Source organism: Microbacterium sp. 71-36 (genome assembly GCF_001898305.1).
GTDB lineage: Bacteria > Actinomycetota > Actinomycetes > Actinomycetales > Microbacteriaceae > Microbacterium.
In genome coordinates this window covers 1,105,863-1,126,840 of the sequence record NZ_MKTP01000001.1, presented here as the reverse complement: position 1 = coordinate 1,126,840, position 20,978 = coordinate 1,105,863, and the positions used below count along the sequence as shown (strand labels likewise).

General features: G+C 71.5%; 17 protein-coding genes. 9 read left to right on the top strand and 8 right to left on the bottom strand.

Going from position 1 to position 20,978, the window contains the following annotated elements; translation table 11 throughout:
- Nucleotides 1-131: 131 nt before the first annotated feature.
- The 6 genes from BGO45_RS05505 to BGO45_RS05480 all read left to right on the top strand — a co-directional run bounded on the left by BGO45_RS05505 (nucleotide 132) and on the right by BGO45_RS05480 (nucleotide 8,702).
- Entirely contained in the window at nucleotides 132-1,040 is a 909-nt protein-coding gene (locus BGO45_RS05505) for an ROK family protein (protein ID WP_292691616.1), read from the top strand.
- A 60-nt stretch (nucleotides 1,041-1,100) separates the two neighbouring features.
- Nucleotides 1,101-2,324, top strand: coding sequence for an ROK family protein (locus BGO45_RS05500; protein WP_366515020.1), 1,224 nt, complete (start codon nucleotides 1,101-1,103; stop codon nucleotides 2,322-2,324).
- Between the two features lie 127 nt (nucleotides 2,325-2,451).
- Entirely contained in the window at nucleotides 2,452-3,813 is a 1,362-nt protein-coding gene (locus BGO45_RS05495; protein ID WP_292691613.1) for an extracellular solute-binding protein, read from the top strand.
- Nucleotides 3,814-3,815: 2 nt separating this feature from the next.
- A complete protein-coding gene (locus BGO45_RS05490) occupies nucleotides 3,816-4,748 on the top strand; it encodes a carbohydrate ABC transporter permease (RefSeq protein WP_292691610.1) in 933 nt (310 codons plus the stop codon).
- Complete coding sequence (locus BGO45_RS05485) at nucleotides 4,745-5,647, top strand: carbohydrate ABC transporter permease (protein ID WP_292691608.1); 903 nt, start codon at nucleotides 4,745-4,747, stop codon at nucleotides 5,645-5,647. The genes BGO45_RS05490 and BGO45_RS05485 overlap by 4 nt, the downstream gene beginning before the upstream one ends.
- Nucleotides 5,648-5,675: 28 nt before the next feature.
- A complete protein-coding gene (locus BGO45_RS05480; protein WP_292691607.1) occupies nucleotides 5,676-8,702 on the top strand; it encodes a glycoside hydrolase family 38 C-terminal domain-containing protein in 3,027 nt (1,008 codons plus the stop codon).
- 123 nt (nucleotides 8,703-8,825) lie between these two features.
- Here BGO45_RS05480 and BGO45_RS05475 read toward each other — a convergent pair whose 3' ends face one another.
- The 3 genes from BGO45_RS05475 to BGO45_RS05465 are packed head-to-tail and all read right to left on the bottom strand — an operon-like array spanning nucleotide 8,826 to nucleotide 12,826.
- Nucleotides 8,826-9,320: a hypothetical protein gene (locus BGO45_RS05475; protein WP_292691605.1), complete on the bottom strand. Its 495-nt coding sequence runs from the start codon at nucleotides 9,318-9,320 to the stop codon at nucleotides 8,826-8,828.
- Nucleotides 9,321-9,324: 4 nt separating this feature from the next.
- Nucleotides 9,325-11,313: a primary-amine oxidase gene (locus BGO45_RS05470; protein ID WP_292691603.1), complete on the bottom strand. Its 1,989-nt coding sequence runs from the start codon at nucleotides 11,311-11,313 to the stop codon at nucleotides 9,325-9,327.
- 37 nt (nucleotides 11,314-11,350) lie between these two features.
- Complete coding sequence (locus BGO45_RS05465) at nucleotides 11,351-12,826, bottom strand: APC family permease (protein WP_292691601.1); 1,476 nt, start codon at nucleotides 12,824-12,826, stop codon at nucleotides 11,351-11,353.
- A gap of 204 nt (nucleotides 12,827-13,030) precedes the next feature.
- On the opposite strand from BGO45_RS05465, the gene BGO45_RS05460 reads away from it, so the two are divergent.
- Nucleotides 13,031-14,515, top strand: coding sequence for an APC family permease (locus BGO45_RS05460; RefSeq protein ID WP_292691600.1), 1,485 nt, complete (start codon nucleotides 13,031-13,033; stop codon nucleotides 14,513-14,515).
- Nucleotides 14,508-15,197: a helix-turn-helix domain-containing protein gene (locus BGO45_RS05455; protein ID WP_292691598.1), complete on the top strand. Its 690-nt coding sequence runs from the start codon at nucleotides 14,508-14,510 to the stop codon at nucleotides 15,195-15,197. Before BGO45_RS05460 ends, BGO45_RS05455 begins: the two co-directional genes overlap by 8 nt.
- A 6-nt stretch (nucleotides 15,198-15,203) precedes the next feature.
- Here BGO45_RS05455 and BGO45_RS05450 read toward each other — a convergent pair whose 3' ends face one another.
- Both BGO45_RS05450 and BGO45_RS05445 read right to left on the bottom strand, forming a co-directional pair.
- Entirely contained in the window at nucleotides 15,204-16,187 is a 984-nt protein-coding gene (locus BGO45_RS05450) for a PDR/VanB family oxidoreductase (RefSeq protein WP_292691596.1), read from the bottom strand.
- The gene (locus BGO45_RS05445) at nucleotides 16,187-17,266 is read right to left on the bottom strand and encodes an aromatic ring-hydroxylating dioxygenase subunit alpha (RefSeq protein WP_292692884.1); all 1,080 of its coding nucleotides are present in this window, start codon (nucleotides 17,264-17,266) and stop codon (nucleotides 16,187-16,189) included. The genes BGO45_RS05450 and BGO45_RS05445 overlap by 1 nt, the downstream gene beginning before the upstream one ends.
- Before the next feature lie 101 nt (nucleotides 17,267-17,367).
- On the opposite strand from BGO45_RS05445, the gene BGO45_RS05440 reads away from it, so the two are divergent.
- Entirely contained in the window at nucleotides 17,368-17,964 is a 597-nt protein-coding gene (locus BGO45_RS05440; RefSeq protein ID WP_292691594.1) for a PadR family transcriptional regulator, read from the top strand.
- Here BGO45_RS05440 and BGO45_RS05435 read toward each other — a convergent pair.
- From BGO45_RS05435 to BGO45_RS05425, 3 genes are all read right to left on the bottom strand, one after another.
- Nucleotides 17,961-19,493, bottom strand: a complete 1,533-nt coding sequence (locus BGO45_RS05435) for a long-chain fatty acid--CoA ligase (RefSeq protein WP_292691592.1) — start codon at nucleotides 19,491-19,493, stop codon at nucleotides 17,961-17,963. The genes BGO45_RS05440 and BGO45_RS05435 overlap by 4 nt on opposite strands.
- 106 nt (nucleotides 19,494-19,599) lie before the next feature.
- A complete protein-coding gene (locus BGO45_RS05430; RefSeq protein ID WP_292691590.1) occupies nucleotides 19,600-20,052 on the bottom strand; it encodes a MaoC family dehydratase in 453 nt (150 codons plus the stop codon).
- A gap of 43 nt (nucleotides 20,053-20,095) precedes the next feature.
- Complete coding sequence (locus BGO45_RS05425; protein WP_292691588.1) at nucleotides 20,096-20,974, bottom strand: amidohydrolase family protein; 879 nt, start codon at nucleotides 20,972-20,974, stop codon at nucleotides 20,096-20,098.
- Between the last annotated feature and the right edge of the window lie 4 nt (nucleotides 20,975-20,978).

Genomic DNA, 20,978 nt, shown 5'->3' with positions numbered 1-20,978 from the left:
CCGGAATGCGGCAGGTGCTCAGGTGCGTGCACGCGTCACCGTGGCCCTAGGATCGGGCATCGTCGCCCGCACCGCTCGGGCGCACCCGCCCGCATCGTCCGGGCGATGTCGCCCGAACCGAGGAGCCCGCGATGTCCCCTGCCGCCCCCGTACTCGCCGTCGACATCGGCGGAACCAAGGTGGATGCCGCCGTCGTCACCGCCGCGGGCGAGGTGGTGCGCGCGAGCGTCGCACGCCGACCCACCGGTCGCGACACCAGCCGCGAGGGGATCGCGGCGAACATCCGCGCGGCGGCGGAGGAGGCGCTCGCCGCTGTCCCCGAGCTGCGCGTCGGCGCCATCGGCGTGGGCAGTGCCGGACCCGTGGACCTGCCCGCGCGCTCGGTGTCGCCCCTCAATCTCCCGCAGGCCGCGGGGCTCCCGATCGACGAGGTGCTGGCGGGTCTCGTCGACGGTCCGATCTCGCTCGCCCTCGACGGCACCTGCATCGCGCTCGCCGAGCACTGGCGCGGCGCGCTCGTCGGCACGCAGAACGCGATGGCCATCGTGGTCTCCACGGGTGTCGGCGGCGGGCTCATCCTCGGCGGCCGTCCGATCTCGGGCGCCTCGGGCAATGCGGGGCACCTGGGCCAGACGTTCGTGCGGACCTTGGAGACAGACGCGGCGGCCGCGACGCTCGAGGCGGTGGCCGCGGGCCCCGGCTCGGTCGCGTGGGCGCGCACCCAGGGCTGGGTCGGCGAGACGGGACTCGATCTCGCCGCCGCGTACCGCGAGGGCGATGCCGTCGCCGTCGCCGCGGTCCGTCGCTCCGCGAGCGCGGTGGGGCAGGCCATCGCCGCCGCCGCGACCCTGTGCGATCTGGAGGCCGTGGCGATCGCCGGCGGCTTCTCGCACGTGGCCGACGACTACGTCGATCTGGTCGCCGCGGCCGCCGTCGCGGCATCCGTCCACGCCTACGCGCGACGCTGCCGCGTGGTGCCCTCGGGTCTCGACGGCGACGGGCCGTTGCTGGGCGCCGCCGCCCTCGCGCTCGGGGCGTGACCGGCCGGGCGAGGGGCGGCGGCGTAATCTGAGCACGGGCCCGCGTCGCGGACCGACGGAATCGAGAGCGGGGATGCCATGCGGACGGGCTCCAATCTGCCCGCGGTGGGCGAGTACAACCAGACCCTCGTGCTCGATCTGATCCGCCGCTCACCGGAGGGGCTCAGCCGCGTCGAGCTGTCCGCCCGGACGGGTCTGTCCGCCCAGACCCTCAGCAACGTCACCCGGCGTCTGGCCGAAGAGGGGCTCATCGCCGAGGCCGGGAAGGTCATCTCCGGCCCGGGCAAGCCCCGCACGCTCCTGAAGCTCGAGCCGCGCTCGCGCTTCGCCGTCGGCGTGCACCTCGACCCCGTGGTCGACACCGTGGTCGTGGTCGACATGGCCGGCCACGTGGTCGCCCACGAGGAGATCGCGCCGCAGGGCGAGGTCCCCGCCGCCCAGTTGGTCGCTGCCGTGGCGACAGCCGTGGACGACATCCTCGCGCGGGCCGGGATCGACCGCACCCTCGTGCTGGGGGTCGGGGTGGCCGCCCCCGGTCCCTTCGATCCCCGCGGCGGGCGTCTGCTCGATCCGCCCCTGCTCCCGGCCTGGCACCACGTGAACGTCCGGGACGATCTCGGCGCCGCCACGGGCCTGCCCGTCATCGTCGAGAAGGACGTCACCGCCGCGATGGTCGGCGAGCTGTGGTTCGACCGCTCGGATGCCCTCAGCGACGCGATGTTCCTGTACTACGGCGCCGGTGTGGGCCTCGGGGTGGCGATCGCCGGGGCTCCGGTCCGCGGTCGTACGGGAAACGCCGGCGGCATCGCCCACATCGTCGTCGACCCGCTCGGGCCGGTCTGCGGCTGCGGGTCGCGCGGGTGCCTCGGTGTGTCGATCGAGCCTCGCACGCTCTTCGCGGAGGCGGGCTACGACCCCGCGACCGGGGGCGATTCCCGCCGCGAGGTGGACCGCCTCGTCCGGGATGCCGCGGCCGGACGCCCGGAGACGGTCGCGGTGCTGCGCCGCGCGGGGGAGCGGATCGCGCGTGCGCTGGTCGTGGCCAACAACCTGCTCGACGTCGACGAGGTGATCCTGGGCGGTCCGGTCTGGGAGCGTCTCGCCGGCATCCTGGGCGACGCCGTCAGCGCGCGCGTCGCCGCCGACCCGGCCTCCACCGCCACCCGCGCGATCGAGGTCCGTCGCTCGCTCGTGGGCGCCGACGTCGCCGCGGTCGGTGCCGCCTGTCTCATGCTCGACGGAGCCTTCGCCGCGCGCCCCGCGCGGATGATGATCGCGCTCTGACGCGGGTCCTCTCCCCGGCGTTGCGGATTCGTTACCCCGGGTTCGGACGAAGAACTTGCCGCTTTAGTCCATTTGATTTATAAAAGATCTCGGCGACGAGATGTCCCACCCGAGCAAGGGAGCTTCCATGAAGAAATCGACGACGATTGCCGGCGGTCTCATGACCGCCGCAGCGCTGACCGTCGCTCTGGCCGGCTGCGCCGGCGGGGGCGGCAGCAGCGCAGACGCGAACACGATCCGTGTCGCGTACCAGACCACGGCCACGTTCAACCAGATGCAGACGCTGATGGAGAACGCCAAGAAGCAGTTCGAGGCCAGCCACGAAGGTGTGACGGTCGAGCTCGTTCCCATCCAGGCCGAGGGGCCGGACTACTACACGAAGCTCGCGCTGATGAACAAGTCGGCCAGCACCGCCCCCGACGTGCAGTACGAAGACACGTTCAAGATCCAGTCCGACGCCGCGGCCGGCTATCTCCTGCCGCTCGACGACTACCTCGCGAAGTGGGACGACTGGTCGCAGTTCGCCGAAGGCGCCAAGCAGGCCGGCCTCGGCCCCGACGGCAAGACCTACGGTGTCTCGCTCGGCACCGACACCCGCGGCCTCTGGTACAACAAGGACCTCTTCGCCAAGGCCGGCATCCCCGTGCCGTGGCAGCCCAAGACCTGGGCCGACATCCTCTCCGCCGCCGAGAAGGTCAAGGCCGCCGACCCCGACGTGATCCCGATCAACGTCTACTCGGGCAAGACCGCCGGTGAGGCGGCCTCCATGCAGGGCCTGGAGATGCTCCTCTACGGCACCGACGACACCCTCTACGACACCTCGTCGAAGAAGTGGGTCGTGGGCAGCCAGGGCTTCAAGGACTCGCTGAAGTTCATCTCCGACGTCTACCAGGGCGGTCTCGGACCGTCGCTGCAGCAGGCGCTCGACCCGAACATCTTCACCAGCGTCACCGCGGACTGGCTGCCCTCGAGCAAGCTGGCCATCGCGCTCGACGGCTCGTGGCAGTCCGCCGCCTGGATCGACGGCGGCACCGCCCCGTGGCCCCAGTGGAGCGACACCCTCGGCATCGCCGCCATGCCGACCCAGAAGGGTCAGGCGCCCGGCACGACGAGCATGTCCGGCGGCTGGACCCTCGCCCTCGGCAAGAACACCAAGAACGCCGACCTGGCGTGGGAGTTCCTCACCACCGCGGTCAACAAGGACAACGCCACCGCGTACGACATCGACAACAGCCAGATCGCCGTCCGTGCGGACGTGGCCAAGTCGACCGAGTACCTCGGCGCCAACCCGAGCTTCGAGACCTTCTCGAGCTTCGTCGACACCACCCACTTCCGTCCCGCCACCGAGGACTACGACAAGATCTCCAACCAGATCCAGGTCGCGATGGAAGCGGTCATGACCGGCCAGTCCAGCGTCGACGACGCGGCAGCCGCCTACGACCAGGCCGTCATCGGCATCGTCGGCGAAGAGAACACCCAGAAGGGCTGATCATGACCGCCCCGGCCATCACCGGGGCGACCGGCCCCGGCCGGAGGTCGCGCGCCACCACGCGCGGCCTCCGGTCGTCGGTCCGGGCGCTCCCGCTGCTCCCCGCCGCGCTGCTTCTGGCGGTCTTCCTGCTCGGCCCGATCCTGGTGTCGCTGTGGGGCTCCCTGACCAACGCCACGCTCTCGGGCTCGACCGCCGTCGACTCGCAGTTCGTCGGCTTCCAGAACTACACCCAGCTGTTCGCCTCGCCCGACTTCCCGGTCGCGGTGATCAACACGATCGTCTTCGTGTTCTTCTCCGCCGTCGTCGGGCAGAACGTCCTCGGCCTCGCCCTCGCGCTCATGATGCGCTCGGGCAACCGCATCGTCACCGCCGTCGTCGGAACGATCGTGGTGACCGCGTGGGTGCTCCCCGAGATCGTCGCGGCCTTCGCCGCCTACGCGTTCTTCCGCGACAACGGAACCCTCAACGCCGTCCTCGGCGTCTTCGGCCTCGAGCCCGTGAGCTGGCTGTTCACGATGCCGGTGCTCATGGTGATCTTCGCCAACATCTGGCGCGGCACGGCGTTCTCGATGATGGTGTACTCCGCGGCGCTGTCCGACGTGCCGCCCGAGATCACCGAGGCGGCCGAGGTCGACGGGGCCAGCGGCATCAAGCGCCTCTTGCTCGTCACCATCCCGATGATCCGCTCGACCATCGGCACGAACTCGATGATCGTGACGTTGCAGACCCTCTCGGTCTTCACGCTCATCTTCGTCATGACCGGCGGCGGCCCGGGCACCAAGAGCACGACGCTGCCGATCCTCGCGTACCAGCAGGGCCTGAAGTTCGGCGAGCTGGGCTATGGCACCGCGATCGCCACGATCATGCTCCTCATCGGCGCGGTCTTCTCGTTCTTCTATGTCCGCGCGCTGCGCGAGGAGGTCTCGTCGTGACCACCACCACCCTCCCCGAGGTCGTGGGCACCCGCGCGCGGCGTGCCCCGAAGCGCACGAAGACCTCGCTCTCGTCACCGCGCGCGCGGGCGTTGCGCGTCCTCAGCAACACGCTGCTCATCGTCATCGGCATCCTGTTCGTCGTTCCGCTGGTGTGGCTCGTCACGGCGTCGCTCGATGCCCAACCCACGCTCGCGATCAAGATGCCCGAGGTCATCACCCTCGACAACTTCGCCGCGGTGATGAAGCCCGACCTGCTGTTCCTGCCGCTGTGGAACAGCGTGATGCTCGCCGGCGGCACGGCGATCGCCACCGTGGTGCTCGCCTCGCTCGCGGCCTACCCGCTGTCGCGCTACAGGATGCGCGTCGGAAAGCCCTTCCTCTACGCGGTGCTGTTCGGCACGTGCCTTCCGATCACCGCGATCATGGTGCCGGTCTACAGCCTGTTCGTGCAGCTGAACCTCATCGACTCCATCGGGGGGACGATCCTGTTCCTCACCGCGAGCGCCCTGCCGATCGCCATCTGGATGATGAAGAACTTCATGGACGGCGTCCCCGTCGAGCTGGAGCACGCGGCCTGGATGGACGGCGCGGGATCCCTGCGCACGCTCGTGCAGATCGTGCTGCCGCTCATGCGCCCGGGGATCGCGGTGGTGTTCATCTTCACCTTCATCCAGGCGTGGGGGAACTTCTTCGTCCCCTTCGTGCTGCTGCTCAGCCCCGACTACCAGCCGGCCGCGGTCAGCATCTTCAACTTCTTCGGCTCGTTCGGAGCGGTGGCCTACGGCCAGCTCGCGGCCTACTCGATCGTCTACTCCCTTCCGGTCCTCGGCCTGTACGTCCTCGTGCAGCGCGGGCTCGGCGGCCCGTCGGCTCTCGCCGGCGCGGTCAAGGGCTGACCCGTCCCCCCCAGACAAGGAACTCTTCATGCACGACCGCACCGCGCTCATCGAGATGCGCATCGACCGCTTCGTCCGCGAGCGCCTCGCTCCCGCCGTCTACCGCGCCCGCCACCCCCTCGGCATCTCGGCCTGGGAGGCCCCGGGCGAGCCCGTGACCTTCGCCGAGGCCGCCGCCGCCGAGTACCGTCCGTTCGCCGTCGGGACGCCGTGGGGCCGGGCGTGGGGGACCACCTGGTTCGCCGTGTCGGGGGAGATCCCTGCCGCGTGGCGCGACGCCGACGGCGCGCTGCCCGCCGGCACGGTCGCCGAGCTCGTCATCGACCTGGGCTTCACCGCCGGGCAGAGCGGCTTCCAGTGCGAGGCCCTCGTGTGGAACCGCCAGGGCGCGCCGATCAAGGGCGTGTCTCCGTTCAACAACGCCACCTCCGCGGCCCTCGACGCCGACGGTCGCGTCGACGTGCTCGTGGAGGCCGCGTCGAACCCCGACGTGGGCAGCCTCTTCTCGTTCGAGCCGACCCCCCTCGGCGACCCCGCCACCGCCGGAGACGCTCCTCTCTACACGCTCCGCGACATGTCGATCGGTCTGCGCGACCTCGCGGTGTGGGAACTGCTGGCGGACTTCCGTCTGCTGCGCGGCCTCATCGACGAACTCGACGCGACCTCGGCCCGCCGGGCAACGCTGGTGGAGGCGATGGATGCCGCGATCGACGCCGTCGACCCGCACGACGTCGCCGCCACCGCGCAGGCCGGCCGCGACGTGCTCGCTCCGCTGCTCGCGGCGCCCGCGGCATCCAGCGCCCACGTGCTGCACGCCGTCGGTCACGCGCACATCGATTCGGCGTGGCTGTGGCCGGTGCGGGAGACGGCGCGGAAGGTCTCGCGCACGTTCTCGAACGTGCTGTCGCTCATGGACGAAGACCCCGAGTTCGTCTTCGCCAGCTCGTCGGCGCAGCAGTTCGCGTGGATGAAGCAGCACTACCCGGCGCTCTGGGAGCGGCTGAAGGAGCGCGTCGCCGAGGGGCGCTTCGTGCCCGTGGGCGGCATGTGGGTCGAGTCCGACACCAACATGGTCGGCGGCGAGGCGATGGCCCGCCAGTTCCTCGAGGGCAAGACCTTCTTCCAGGAGGAGTTCGGCATCGACACCGAGGAGGTGTGGCTGCCCGACTCGTTCGGCTACAGCGGCGCCCTGCCGCAGATCATGAAGGCCGCCGGTGCCCGTTGGTTCCTGACGCAGAAGATCTCGTGGAACGAGACCAACCGCATCCCGCACCACACCTTCCAGTGGGAGGGCATCGACGGCTCGCGCATCTTCACGCACTTCCCGCCCGTCGACAAGTACAACTCCGAGGTCACCGCGGCCGACCTCGCGCACGCCGAGCGCAACTTCGCCGACAAGGGCCGCGCGCGGACGTCCCTCCTGCCGTACGGCTTCGGCGACGGCGGCGGCGGCCCCACGCGCGAGATGACCGCGACGATCGCCCGCGCGCACTCGCTCGAGGGTGCGCCGATCGTGAAGCACTCCACGCCGCGGGAGTTCTTCGAGACCGCCGAGGCCGAATACGCCGACCCGGCCGTGTGGGCGGGGGAGCTGTACCTGGAGTTCCACCGCGGCACCTACACCAGCCAGCTGCGCACGAAGCAGGGCAACCGCCGCAGCGAACACCTGCTCCGCGAAGCCGAGCTGTGGGCCGCGACCGCCGCCGTCCGCACGGGCGCCGCGTACCCCGCGGAGGCGTTCCGGCGCCTGTGGCAGCTCGTGCTGCTGCAGCAGTTCCACGACATCCTCCCCGGCACCTCCATCGCCTGGGTGCACCGGGATGCCGAGCGCAACTACGGCGCGATCGCGACCGAGCTCGAGCAGATCATCGCCGACGCCCTGCGCGCGCTCGCGGGGGAGGGCGACCGCACGCTCGTGGCCAACGCCGCCCCGCACACCCGCTCCGGTGCCCCGGCCCTCGCGATCGCGGCGGCTCCGGCCGTCCGCGATGTCGCCCCGCGCGCGGAGGGGGCGGGCTTCGTGCTCGACAACGGCGTCGTCCACGCCGTGATCGACGCCCGGGGTCTGATCATCTCGCTCGTAGAGGTGGCATCCGGTCGCGAGATCGTCCCCGAGGGGCAGGCCGCCGGCCTGTTCCAGCTGTTCCGCGACACGCCCACCCAGTGGGACGCGTGGGACATCGACGAGACCTACCGCCGCCACGTCACCCCGCTCGACTCCGCGCAGGCGGTGCGCATCGACGGCGACGCGGTCGTGGTCGAGCGGACCTTCGGCGACTCGCACCTGACCACCCGCATCGCGCTCGCCGCGGGCGCGCGCACGGTGCGCCTGTCGATCGACATCGACTGGCACGAGCAGCAGCAGCTGCTCAAGCTCGCCGTCCCCGTCGACGTGCACACCGACCGGGCGGCATCCGAGATCCAGTTCGGCCACATCAGCCGTCCGACCCACACGAACACCTCCTGGGATGCCGCGCGCTTCGAGACCGCCGCCCATCGGTGGGTGCGCGTGGGCGAGAGCGGCTTCGGCGTCGCCGTGACGAACGACTCGACCTACGGCCACGACATCACCCGCCACGCGCGCGAGGCCGGCGGCACGTACTCCCTGGTCCGGCTGTCGATCATCCGCGGCGCACTGTTCCCCGACCCTCAGCAGGACCAGGGCGCGCATCACCTCGAGGTGGGCATCGTCGTCGGCGCCGAGGTCGAGGACGCCGTCGTCGAGGGCTACCGCACCAACCTGCCGCTGCGTGTGATCGAGGGGGCGAGTGCGGAAGAGGTCGCCCCGCTGGTGGCCGTCGACGACGAGGGGGTCGTCGTGGAGGCGGTCAAGCTCGTGCACGACGGCTCCGGTGACGTGATCGTGCGGCTGTACGAGGCGCTGGGGCGTCGCACCCGCGCGCGGGTGGCGGTCGGATTCGCCGCCTCCGGCGCGGTCGAGACCGACCTGCTCGAGCGACCGGTCGCGGCCGCTGCGGTCGTGGATGCCGACGACACGACGGTGGAGCTGGCCCTGCGCCCGTTCCAGCTCGTGACCCTGCGCTTCACCCGCTGAGCGCGTCGGCCCGGCTGAGCGCGTCGGCCCGGGAGGAGATTCGGGGACGGGAGGACGAATTCTGCGGATTCGTCCTCCCGTCGCTGTTTCCCCTCCGCTCACCGGCGGTGTTCCCGGCTGCGGTCACACCATCGCCACCGCCATGAGGCCCACAGACACCGCCATCGCGCCGATCTGCGCGCGGTCCAGACGCGCCGGCATCCGCCGCATCGCGGTGACCGACAGCACGCCGTAGCCGATCGCCGCCGCCGCGAGCAGGGGGGTCGGTGAGAGCCCGTGCGTGTGGTCCGAGGCCGTCGCGTGTCCGCCCATCGCGAGCTGCAGCCCGGCCATGACGACCATGCCGAGCGTGGTGTGCAGCGTCATCAGCGCCGGCACCCGCGGCGCGCGCCGCTGGCGCGGACGGCGCCAGATCGCCAGGCCCAGCGCCGCCGCGAGCAGCAGCGCGGTCCAGTACACCGGGGCGACCACACCGAACGCGGCGGCATCCACCATCGCCAGCAGCATGACGGCCGCCGCCACGACCTCGGGCGGCCGCACCCGCGCGCGATCGGCGGCCAGACAGCACGTTCCGATCGCGGCGGGGGCGACCGCCCACAGGTGGAGGATCTCGCTCATCGATTCAGCAGTGGCACCCGGATGCCGACGATTCGCCGTGCGCGGCGGGGTGCGACGCCGGAGCGCAGTGCGTGTTCGCCGGTGCCGGGACGTTCAGCACGGGGCTGCGCTCGAAGAAGTTGTACGGCTTGAGCGTGAACTTGGCGTAGTCCATGGGCATGACCGGCCAGTCCTCGTTGCGCGGGAAGTGCGTGAGGCCGAACGTGTGCCACAGCACGACGTCCTCGCCCACGAGCGGCTCGTCGCCCGAGATGAAGTCCGGGATGCCGGCCCCGCCGGGGTGCTGGTTCACGAAGTCGCCGGCGGCGTAGCGCTCGGCCGGGTCGTACTTGGTGACGAAGAGGTTCTTCGTCGCGAACGCCGCGCGCGCGGCGATCGACGAGGCCTCGTCGGCGAGGAGCACGGGCGTCTCGGTCGGGAAGAGCACGTACGAGGTCGCCTGCCCGCGCTCGGTGGTCTTCTCGGTCGAGGCGATCTGCCACACCCGGTTCACCGCGCCGTCGGCGACGCGGCCCGACACCTTCTCCGACGCGATCGGCGTGACCTTCTTGGTGAAGGCGTTGCCGGCGGGATTGGTGGCCGAGATCGGCAGTCGCACCGCGTCGATCTCGTTCACGACGTTCGCGACACCGTCGACGGTCATGTCCAGCCGCGCTGAGAAGAGGTGCTGGTGGTACGGCGCCCCCAGCCCCGGCGCGACCTCCGACGCGAAGGGGTAGCCCTCGCCCGGGTAGGCGGAGGTGAACAGGATGCCGGTGAGCTTGGCCTCGCACTCGATGGTGCCGTCGAGGTAGAGGTACCAGTAGAAGCCGTAGTCGTAGTTGCCGACCGTGGTGAAGAACGAGATCACGAGACGCCGTGAGCGACGGACCTCGCTCGACCCGGTGAAGATGTCGGTGTGCTTCCACAGGGAGCCGAAGTCCTCCTCGTGCATGCACACCGCGTTTCGGATGGTGCGCGGCATCCCGTTCTCGTCCGACAGCACGGCGTCGACGTACGTGATGTCGCCGACGCAGTCGCAGCCGAGTTCGAGTTCGTTCGTGTAGCGGCCGAACAGGTACTCGCCGGTGTCGAAGTAGTTCTGCCAGAAGCGGTTCGGTGCCGGGTCGGCGTAGGGCACGACCATCTCGCTGATGGACCCGCGGTACATCACCGGGCGACCCGCGAACGAGAGCTGGCGCAGGATGAGTCCCTCGCGGGTGTCGAAGCCGATGCGCAGGTCCCACTCGCCCCACGTGACGTGCTCGTCGTCGACCGTGAAGCTCGAGCCCTCGGGCTGTGTGATGACGATCGGCTTCAGCCCCTCCAGCGGCGGTCCCTGCAGCTCGGGGTCGTCGAAGTTGCCGTGCGTCTCGGGCACGGTGAAGCCCGGGGTGTCGACGATCTCGATGATCCGGCGGTCGGCGACGTCGATGTAGGCGGTGAGGCCGTCGACCGGGTGCGCCCACGGGTGGTCGGCGGGGTGGTCCTGACGGAACGCGAAGGTGCGGAGGATGCGACGGCCCACCTCGTCCTCGTAGCCGTAGTGCCCAGCCGACAGGGGTACGAGCACCACGTTCTCGGTCGTGAGGCCGCGGGCGGCGAGAGCGGCCACCCACGCCTCGTCCTCGTTCGCGATGACGCCGACCTCTTCGAACTCGGCGTCCAGGATCGGCAGCTGCCCGTCGGATCCGTCGAGCTCGGTGGAACGGAGCACCGTGCCGGTCGCGAGCGAGACGACGAGGTCGAGGGAGTGCGCGGTGCGGAGGTTCAGCAGCTGCACGCGGGCGCGGCGCTCGGGGGCGGGCGCTTCGCCCGCCTCCCACGCCAGGACCTCGCCCTTCGGTGCCTCCTCGAGGCCGACGTAGGCGAAACGGGTCGCCTCGTCGACGCCGTCGAGGCCGGCGACGATCGTGCGGACCGCGGTGATCTCCGCGGGGGTCAGGGAACCGAGCGGGTGGGCGGGAGCCTCCGGCGCGTCGTAGGCGGAGACGGTGGGATCGGTGAGGGTCATGGTGTCTTCCTGGGTGGTGCGGGTGGGGGACGGGGGATCAACCGGCGATGGCGTCGGTGAGCTTGGCGTACGCGGCGGGGCGGCGGCGACGGATCCACGCGGCCTGGACGTAGCCGAACAGCGGCACGACCACGACCAGGGCGAGGAGGGCCCAGGTCACCGCACCGAACGTCGGTGCGCCGTCGGCGTCGACGTCGCCGACCATCACGGGGAAGTACGCCACGATCACGACGGCGGACACCGCGAGCCCGGCGAACCCGAGGGCGGGCGCGATCACGGTGTTCCACGGCCGGCGGTCCGCGCGGTTGCGGGCGAAGTAGACGATCACGGCGATCGAGGTGACGGCCATGAGCGCCACGATCGCGACGGTCGCGACCCCGGAGAGCCACGTGAACACCTGCAGCAGCGGGTCGAGTCCGAGGACGGCGAAGACGGCGAGCAGGATGCCGGCGGTCACCGTCTGCACCAGCGACGACGCGTGCGGGGACAGGTGGCGGGCGTGCACGCCGGACAGGCGCTCGGGCAGGACCCCCGCGGTCGACATCGCGTGCTGGTAGCGGGTGAGGACGTTGTGGAACGACAGGACGCACGCGAACATCGACGTCAGCAGCAGCACGTTCACGAGCACCTCGCCGACCGTGCCGAGGTAGATCGCGACGGTGCGGAGCATGAGCGTCGCGGGGTTCTCGGCCGCGGCCGCCAGGATGCCGTTCGGGCCCCACGCCATGATCAGGCCCCAGGTCGCGAGGGTGTAGAAGATGCCGATGCCGATGACCGCGCCGTAGGTCGCGCGCGGGATCGTGCGGTCGGGGTCGCGAGCCTCGTCGCGGAAGATCGCGGTGGCCTCGAACCCGATGAACGCGGCGATCGCGAACATCAGACCGACCCCCGGCGACCCGCTGAAGACGTTGGCCGGCTCGAACGGGGCGAGGCTCAGTCCCTCGGGTCCGCCGTTGACGACGACCGCGGCGACGAGCACGAGCACGATCGCGACCTCGGCGACCAGCAGCACGCCGAGCACCTTGCTCGAGAGGTCGATGTGGCGGTAGCCCAGGATGCCGACGAGTCCCACCGTGGCGAGTGCGTACAGCCACCACGCCAGGTCGGGTCCGCCGATCGACACGACGGTGATCTCGAGGAGGTAGCCGATGTAGCCGTACACCGCGACCTGGATCGTCGTGTAGGTCAGCATCGCGGTCCACGCGGCCGCGAGACCGGACGGCCGGCCCAGGCCGTACCCGATGTAGGTGAAGAACGCGCCCGGCCGCGGCACATGACGCGTCATCGCGGCCAGACCCACGGCGAACAGGAGCAGGATGACGGCGCTGACGGCGTACAGGGTCGGGTAGCCGACGCCGTTGCCGATCAGGATGCCGAGGGGACCGGCGCCGCCGACGACGGTGAGCGGCGAGGCGGCGGCGACGACCATGAAGATGATCGCCGTGACGCCGAGGGAGCCGCGGAGGGTCCGCGGGGTCGCGGCGGCGGCCCCCTTCGATTCGAGCTGGGTCATGTCGGAGCCTTTCGGAGGTCGGGTGTGCGTCCGAGGTTCCTCCCGGTGCGTTGCCTGCCGATGTGATCGACATGAAAGTGCCGGGACACCGACTGAGACACCGTGGCTGGGGGTGTCTCAGTGGCGGATACGCGCGCGAAACATCGGTGTCGCGCCGAGGCAACGGCCGGGGCGTACGGTCGCACCGAGTCCACGGGGAGCACCATGACCGCACTTGCCCGCGCCATCGCCCGGCCCACGCCCGTCGCCGGCTTCGGCGCGCGTTCGCCCCTGCACGGACTGCAACGCCGCAGCATCGGCATCGTCGACCTCGCAGCCCAGTCCGTCGCCGCCGTCGCGCCCGCGGCGGCCGCGACCACGGTCGTCCTGCTGGTCGCGGGGGTCGCGCCGGGGGCTGCGGTGGCCGCGATCGTCGCCGCCGGGGTGCTCAGCTTCGCCGTCGCCCGCACCGTGTCGCAGTTCGCCCGCCGCTTCGCCGCCGTCGGCGGGCTGTACACCTACACCGCTCGCGGATTGGGGGAGCGAGCGGGGCTGGTCGCCGGTGCGGCGATCGTGATCGGCTACGCGGCGATCGCGATGTTCGCGCTCCTCGGAGGCGCCTACTACCTGGGCTACCTGCTCGGGGCCGCGTGGCCCGGCCTCGACCGCGGCACGACGGTGACGGTGGCGCTCCTGGGTGAGGTCGCGTTCGTCGCCGCGGTCCTCGTCTCCGGCATCCGCCTGTCGGCGCGGGTGGCGCTCGTGGTCGAGGCGATCTCTGTCGCGCTCATCGTCGCGCTGCTGTCCGTGCTCCTCGCGCTCATCGGCCCGGCCGACGTCGTCGCGACCCTCGCGCCCGGCCCCGTGGACCCGGTCGCGCTCGCCGCGGGAGCGGTGGTCGCGCTCACCGCGTTCGTGGGGTTCGAGTCCGCCGCGACCCTCGGGGTGGAATCGGTGGCACCGCTGCGCAACGTCCCTCGGGCGATCACGGGCACCGTCGTGATCAGCGGGGGCGTGTACGTCCTGGCGGCCGTGACCCAGGCGTCGGGCTTCCACGCCCTGGGCCTCGACCTCGCAGCCAGCGCATCTCCGGTCAACGATCTCGCGGGTGCGTACGGACTGGGGCCGTGGGGCGTGGCCGCTGACATCGGGATCACGGCATCCTTCCTCGCGTGCGCGATCGGTACGGTGACGGCGCTCGTGCGCGTGCTGTTCGCGATGAGCCGTGACGGCGTGCTGCCCGCGGGCCTGGGACGCACCCACCGGCGGCTGCGCACGCCGATCACGGCGATCGCGGCGGCGCTGCCGGTGGTCGGGGGCGTCCCGCTCATCCTCGCGCTCGCGGGCGTCGACGCGCGCGAGGCGATGCAGGCGACGCTCGCGGTCGGGGCGACCGGCTACATCGTCGCGTACGTGCTGGTGTGCGTCGCGGCGCCGGTGTTCCTCCGGCGGATCGGGGAGCTGACCGCGGGCCCGGCGGTCGTCGCGGGCGTCTCCGCGGTGGCGCTCACCGCGGCGCTGGTGGCGTTCCTCGTCGTCGGGACCGACGCCGTCGCCCTGGCGTCGGTCACGGCGGCGACCCTGCTCGCCGGCGCGGGGATCGCGATCGTCGCGGCGCGCCCGCGGTCGCGGCCGATCGGCGCGTACGACGAACCCGTGGCCGCCCAGGTGCTCGGCGGCGTCGCACCGCCCGGGCGGACCGATGCCTGAGCCGCCGGGACTGGCCGCGCGGCAGCCGGGAGCCGTCCGCTCGGCGCTGGCGGTGCTGGAGGCCGTGGCGCACCTCGGTGCCGGAGTGAGCGCGCAGCGCATCTCCACGGAACTGGGTCTCCCGCGCGCGACCACGTACCGGCTCCTGAACCTTCTCGTCGAGGACGAGTTCCTCGTCCGCACCCCCGACCTCTCCGGCTTCGCGCTGGGCGCCCGCGTCGCGCAACTGGCCGGGGTCACGGCCCCACCCGCGCGCCTGCCCGCGGCCGCGCGGGCACTTCTCGCCGACGCGCGGCGCGCCGTGCGCGGGGGCGTGCACGTGGTCTTGTTCCTGGACGGACGTGTCGTCGTCCTCGACGCGGATCCGGACTTCCCGCTCAGCGACGCGGACCGGCTGGTCCGCGAACCCGCCCGCTACGCCCTCGGCCGGATGCTGCTGGTCGCCGAGGGGCGGGTGCCGGACGGCGCGATCGCCGCCGACGTGCGCCGGTTCGGCGTCACACGGCAGTGCGGCGAGATCCTCCCGACGACCGGATGCCTCGCCCTCCCTCTCCGCGACGATCGGGGGGTCACGGTCGGCGCGGTCGGGTTCTCCGGCGCGCGTCACCGCGTCGACGACCCGTCCGAGGTCATCGGTGCGCTGGAGCCGGCCGTGCGCGCCCTCGCCCCGCTGGTGGTGTGACCCGCCTCACGTGGGCAGGATCGTGACGACGCCCGTGGCACCCGCCGGCGCGACCACGCGAGAGACGCAGCAGCACATCTTCGTCCGCGCGTCCCGCTGCCGTTCGCTGTAGAACACGTCGCGGTGGTCGATGTCGCCGTCGAGTCCGGCGACGCGGACTTCGCACAGCCCGCACTCGCCCTTCCGGCAGTCGTACATCATGTCGGCTCCGGCGGCTTGGAGCGCCTCGAGCATCGACTGGTGGGGCGGGACGACGGTCTCGAGGCCGAGCGAGGGGATGCGGACGGTGAACGGCTGCGGGTCGTGCCACCCGCTGTTGCCGAACGTCTCGCTGCGCAGGTCGGCCGGCGGCAGTCCCGCCTCGATCCAGGCCCGCCGCACGGCATCCATCAGTCGGATCGGTCCGCACACGTACATCTCGGTGCCCGGCTCGACGGATGCCACGAGGTCCGGCACCGACATGGACGTGCCCTCGTCGCGGACGTGCACCGCGAGCCGGTCGCCGTGGCGTTCGTCCAGGTCGTCGAGGTAGGCCATGAGCGGGCGGCTGCGACCGAGGTAGAGCAGCCGGTAGTCGGCGCGCGCGGCGCGCAGGCGTTCCGCCATGCCGTACAGGGCCGTGACGCCGATGCCGCCGGCGACCAGCACGTACCGCCGCGCGCCGAGGCGCAGGGGGAAGTCGTTGAGCGGTTGCGTCACCTCGATCCTGTCGCCGGGGCGGAGGGCGTTCATGACGGCGGCGCCGCCGCGGCTCACGGGGGAGGTGGAGACGCTGAGCGCCACGCGGGAGCCGTCGGGCGAGGCATCCACGATCGAATACGAGCGCCGTTCGATCTTCCCGGCGATCGGCACGCGCACGTCGAGGTGCGCGCCGGGCTCCACCCGGACCGGGGAGTCGACGTCGATCTCGATGCGCCGGATCTCGGGCGTGAGGTCGCGGGCGGCGGCGACCGTGCCGCCCTGCCACACCTCGCGGTGCGCGACGGCCATCAGCCCACCGTCACGGGGGTGCGTTCGCGGCCCTCGGCGGCCAGCATCCGTTCCAGCAGCCGCCGCACCCACATGCCCCCGGCATCGATGTTCAGGCTGTAGAACTCGTAATCGGGGTTGGCGTCGATGGCGGCCTGCTGGGCGGTCAACATCGCCTCGTCCTCGCCGAACACGCCGTGGACGCCCTCCCGCAGCTGCGTGGTGATGAGCTGGCTGTCGAGGCGGTAGTTGCGCTGGAACGACCAGAAGTAGTGGCTCGTCCGGTCGGTCTCGGGCGTGATGGTGTTCATGACGTAGCCGTTGACGCCCTGCGAGCGGTCCCCCTCGGGTGCCCCGGTGCCGGCGGCGGCGACCCCCACGTCGATGCAGATCGTCGACGGTGCCTCAAAGTGGATGATCTGCCAGCGGTCCACGCGACCGGTGAAGCCGGGGAACTTGTCGCGCATGTTCTTCAGCCAGAACGGCGGCGGCTCGATGTCGCGCATCCAGCGTTCCACCGTGACGGTCGTCTCGGTGTGGGTCGTGACGAACTCCGACTCGCTGAGCTCCTTCTGGCCGATGCTGCTGGAGTGGACGAACTCCTCGTGCGTGAGGTCCATGAGGTTGTCGAGGATGAGCTGGAAGTTGCACGGCGCGTGGATCGTCAGTCCGTCGCCGGTCCAGTCGGGGTGCGTCATCTGGTGCATGTCGGGGATGAGATCGGGGTCGGCCAGCGCCGCGTCGCCGACCCACACCCACACGTACCGGTACCGGTCGACGACGGGGAACGAGGGCACCAGGGCGCTGGGGTTGATCGTCTCCTGTGCGGGCATCGAGGTGCACCGGCCGCGGGGGTCGTACGTGATGCCGTGGTACGGGCAGCGGATGTCGCCGGGCCCGACGAGCGTGCCCTGCGACAGCGGGGCGAGGCGGTGCCAGCACGCGTCGGCCAGGGCCACGGCCGTGCCGTCCTCGGTGCGGTAGAGCGCGAGCGGTCGCCCGGCGACGGTGCGCGCGAGAGGGCGCTTGCGCGTGACCTCGTGGTCCCACGCGGCCACGTACCAGGCGTTCCGGGGGTAGTCGAGCAGCTTGGCCGCCATCGTCTCGGTCACGGGACCTCCTCGTCCTCAATAACTATCTACATAGATATTGCGAGGAAGATATCGTGGGCGGACGCCGCGACGCAAGAGGGGAGTCCGCGATGAGCCTGCGCTACGCGCTGCTGGCCCTGCTGACCGCGCAGCCGATGACCGGGTACGACCTCGCGAAGGCGTTCCACGGGTCGGTCGGGCACGTCTGGCACGCCCCCGATTCGCAGATCTACCCCGAGCTCAAGCGCATGGTCGCCGACGGCCTGCTCCGCGACGAATCGGTCCCGTGGGGCGCAGCCACCACCAAGACGCAGTACACGATCACCGATGAGGGCGTCGACGACCTCCGCCGCTGGATGGAGCAGCCGGTCGCATACGGCGCCGACCGCGACCCCGCGCTCCTACGAGCCGCCTACTTCGAGTGGGCCGACCCCGATGCCGCCCGCGCGCGGCTGCGCGAACACATCGCGCACTACCGCGTGCGCCGCGGGCTGTGGCAGGCGCAGCTCGACGCGATCCGCGAACGGACGCACCCGATCGTCGCCCGCCGCCTCGAGACCGACACGCGGCACGCCCCGGAGGCGATCGTGGCGTTCAAGGTGTTCGCGTACGAGGGGTTCGTGGCGCGCGCCGACCACGAGATCGCGTGGGCCGAGCGCGGCCTCGCCCTCGTCGACGCCCTCGAGGGGCCTGCGGTCGCCGACTAGGGCGCCGACAACAGCCGCGCGCGCAGGTCCGCTTTGCGCACCTTGCCCGACGCCGTACGCGGGAGGTCGTCCACGACCGTCACGGTCTTCGGGATCTTGTACCTCGCGATCCGGCCGGAGAGTTCCGCGCGGACGCTCTCGGTGTCGACCGACACCCCCTCGGCCACCGTCACGAGGGCGATCGGCACCTCTCCCCACTTCTCGTCCGGGATGCCGATCACCGCGACGCCCGTGATCCCCGGGATGCCGAGGATCAGGCCCTCGACCTCGGCGGGGTAGATGTTCTCGCCCCCGGAGATGATGAGGTCTTTCAGCCGGTCGGCGATGTAGAGGTAGCCGTCCTCGTCGAGATAGCCGAGGTCGCCGGAGCGGAACCAGCCGTCCAGGGCGAACGCGGCGGTCGTCGCCTCGGGTTGCCCGTGGTAGCCGGCGAACACGTTCGGGCCGCGCACCTGGATCTCGCCGACCGCGCGGGCGGGAGCCGGCATCCCGTCCTCTCCGACGACCCGGACGTCGGTGAAGAAGTGCGGCAGGCCGACGCTCCCGGCCTTCGTGCGGGTCATCCCGGCGGACAGGCTCGTCGCGCCGGGGGAGGTCTCGGTCATCCCGTAGCCCTGCGTGAACGACAGTCCGCGGGCCTCGTACGCCTCGCGGATGCGCGGCGGCACCGCCGAGCCGCCGCACGTGAGCGTCCGCAGGCTCGACACGTCGGTGCGGGACCACTCGGGATGGTCCGCCATGAGTTGATACGTCGTCGGCACACCCGAGATCACGGTGACGCCGTGGCGTTCGATGAGGTCGAGCGCGCGTCCGGCTTCGAACCCGTTCTCGAGCACGACGGTCGCGCCCTTGAGCAGCGCGGGGAGCGCCCCCATTCCGAGCGAGGCGACGTGGAAGAGCGGCGAGATCATCAGCGACACGTCGGCGGAGACGAGGTCGTAGTCGATGATCGTGTTCATCGACACCCACGTGAGGTTGCCGTGCGTGAGGACCGCCCCCTTGGCGCGACCCGTGGTGCCCGAGGTGTAGACGAGCGCGGCGGGATCGTCGAGGCCGACGGGCGCCGGCGGCGGCGCGGAGACCGCGCGGTCCAGCAGCCTGGCGAGGCCCGGGTCGCCGTCGCGGCCCGAGGATCCCGTGGCGATGACGTGTGCGACGGGCGAGGTCGACACCGCCGCGGCCACGCGATCCGCGAACGACGCGTCGTGCACCAGCACGCGAGCGCCGGAGTCGGCGAGCACGTGCGCGATCTCGGGGGCGGCGAGGCGCGTGTTCACGGGCACGAACACGGCACCGAGGTGGGCCGCGCCGAACAGCGTGAGGAGGAACTCTGGCGAGTTCTCGCCGAGGTAGGCGACGCGGTCGCCGCGGGCGACGCCGTGGTCGGCGAAGACGGCGGCGGCCCGCTCGACGGCGGTGTCCAGCTCGGCGTAGCTGAGGCGCCGGTCGTCGCCGAAGATCAGGGCGGTCTTGTCGGGGTGCTTGAGGCGGCGGCGGGGGAGCCAGGCGCCGAGTCCGGGTGTGCTCATGGGTCTCTTCGTCGAGGAGGGGACGCTGCGGTGCGCCCCGGAGCGGGGGAGGGATGCCGGGAGGCGGGTCCGGCGGGCGCGAGGTCGGATCCGCGCCCGCCGGGTGTCAGGCGTAGAAACGGTACAGGCCGCGGGCGACGACGGCGGGCTTGTCGCCGCCTTCGACCTCGACGGTCTGGTCGACGGCGAGCTGATAACCGCCGCGCACCTCCGTCACCTCGGCGACGACGGCGTTCATCCGGACGCGCGCGCCCACCTTCACCGGCGAGACGAAGCGCACCTTGTCGAGGCCGTAGTTCACCTTCGTGGTGACGCCGGTGACGTCGAGCAGCTCGGTCCAGAACTTCACCGTGAGCGAGAGGCTCAGGTAGCCGTGCGCGATCGCGCCGCCGAACGGGCCGTCCTTCGCGCGCGCGGGGTCGGTGTGGATCCACTGATGGTCGTCGGTCGCGTCGGCGAAGAGGTCGACGCGGTCCTGCGTGATCTCCAGGTAGTCCGACCAACCGAGGTCGGTGCCGGCGAGCCCGACGACGTCGGCGTAGGCGACGGTCGTGGTCATGGTGTTCTCCGTTTCGAGGGAGTTTCTGTGGAGTCGGGTGGGTCTAGAGGCCGAGCAGGCGCGCGGCGTTGTCGCGGAGGATGCCGGGGAGGCGTTCGGGCTTGAGCGCCGTCTGCTCGACGTCGCGCAGCCAGCGGTCGGGGGTGAGGAGGGGGAAGTCGCTGCCGAAGAGCACCCGCTCGCGAAGGAACGCGTTCGCCGCCCGGACGAGCTGCTCGGGGAAGTACTTCGGGCTCCAGCCCGACAGGTCGATCCAGGTGTTGTGCTTGTGCGTCGCGACCGAGATGGCTTCGTCCTGCCAGGGCACGGAGGGGTGCGCCATGACGATGTCCAGCGCCGGGAAGTCCGCCGCGACCGCGTCCAACAGCATCGGGTTGGACAGGCCCAGACGGAATCCCCGGCCGCCCGGCATCCCGGCGCCGATCCCCGTCTGCCCGGTGTGGAAGAGGGCGACGACGCCGGCGGCCTCGATCGCCGCGTAGAGCGGGTAGTACCGCTCGTCGCTCGGGTCGAAGCCCTGCACCGTCGGGTGGAACTTGAAGCCGCGGACTCCCGAATCCTCGATCAACCGACGGGCGCGGTCCACCGCGTCGGGGCGCCGGGGATCCACCGACCCGAACGGGATGAGCACGTCCGCGTGGCGCATGGCCCCGGCCGCGATCTCGGCGCTCGAGATCGGCGGGTGCCCGAGCTGCGTCTCGGCGTCGACGGTGAACACCACGGCCGCCATCCGGCGTTCCCGGTAGTACGCGGCGATGTGGTCGAGGTCGGGTCGGGGACCGTCGGTCGAGAAGTAGCGGCTGGCGGCCTCCGTCAGGTCGTCGGGGAGGGACGAGTGGTCGTGGCCGTCGATCTCGACGTGCACGTGCATGTCGATCGCGGTGAGGGCCGCGACGTCGATGGCGGGCTCGTAGCGGGTCACGCGG

What these genes read in the sequence shown, in the direction of transcription:
- BGO45_RS05490 (WP_292691610.1), top strand. Translation starts at nt 3,816, where the DNA reads ATGACCGCCCCGGCCATCACCGGGGCGACCGGCCCCGGCCGGAGGTCG.
- BGO45_RS05430 (WP_292691590.1), bottom strand. Translation starts at nt 20,052, where the DNA reads ATGACCACGACCGTCGCCTACGCCGACGTCGTCGGGCTCGCCGGCACC.
- BGO45_RS05450 (WP_292691596.1), bottom strand. Translation starts at nt 16,187, where the DNA reads ATGGCCGTCGCGCACCGCGAGGTGTGGCAGGGCGGCACGGTCGCCGCC.
- BGO45_RS05460 (WP_292691600.1), top strand. Translation starts at nt 13,031, where the DNA reads ATGACCGCACTTGCCCGCGCCATCGCCCGGCCCACGCCCGTCGCCGGC.
- BGO45_RS05495 (WP_292691613.1), top strand. Translation starts at nt 2,452, where the DNA reads ATGAAGAAATCGACGACGATTGCCGGCGGTCTCATGACCGCCGCAGCG.
- BGO45_RS05465 (WP_292691601.1), bottom strand. Translation starts at nt 12,826, where the DNA reads ATGACCCAGCTCGAATCGAAGGGGGCCGCCGCCGCGACCCCGCGGACC.
- BGO45_RS05440 (WP_292691594.1), top strand. Translation starts at nt 17,368, where the DNA reads ATGAGCCTGCGCTACGCGCTGCTGGCCCTGCTGACCGCGCAGCCGATG.
- BGO45_RS05435 (WP_292691592.1), bottom strand. Translation starts at nt 19,493, where the DNA reads ATGAGCACACCCGGACTCGGCGCCTGGCTCCCCCGCCGCCGCCTCAAG.
- BGO45_RS05445 (WP_292692884.1), bottom strand. Translation starts at nt 17,266, where the DNA reads ATGGCGGCCAAGCTGCTCGACTACCCCCGGAACGCCTGGTACGTGGCC.
- BGO45_RS05455 (WP_292691598.1), top strand. Translation starts at nt 14,508, where the DNA reads ATGCCTGAGCCGCCGGGACTGGCCGCGCGGCAGCCGGGAGCCGTCCGC.
- BGO45_RS05470 (WP_292691603.1), bottom strand. Translation starts at nt 11,313, where the DNA reads ATGACCCTCACCGATCCCACCGTCTCCGCCTACGACGCGCCGGAGGCT.
- BGO45_RS05505 (WP_292691616.1), top strand. Translation starts at nt 132, where the DNA reads ATGTCCCCTGCCGCCCCCGTACTCGCCGTCGACATCGGCGGAACCAAG.
- BGO45_RS05480 (WP_292691607.1), top strand. Translation starts at nt 5,676, where the DNA reads ATGCACGACCGCACCGCGCTCATCGAGATGCGCATCGACCGCTTCGTC.
- BGO45_RS05475 (WP_292691605.1), bottom strand. Translation starts at nt 9,320, where the DNA reads ATGAGCGAGATCCTCCACCTGTGGGCGGTCGCCCCCGCCGCGATCGGA.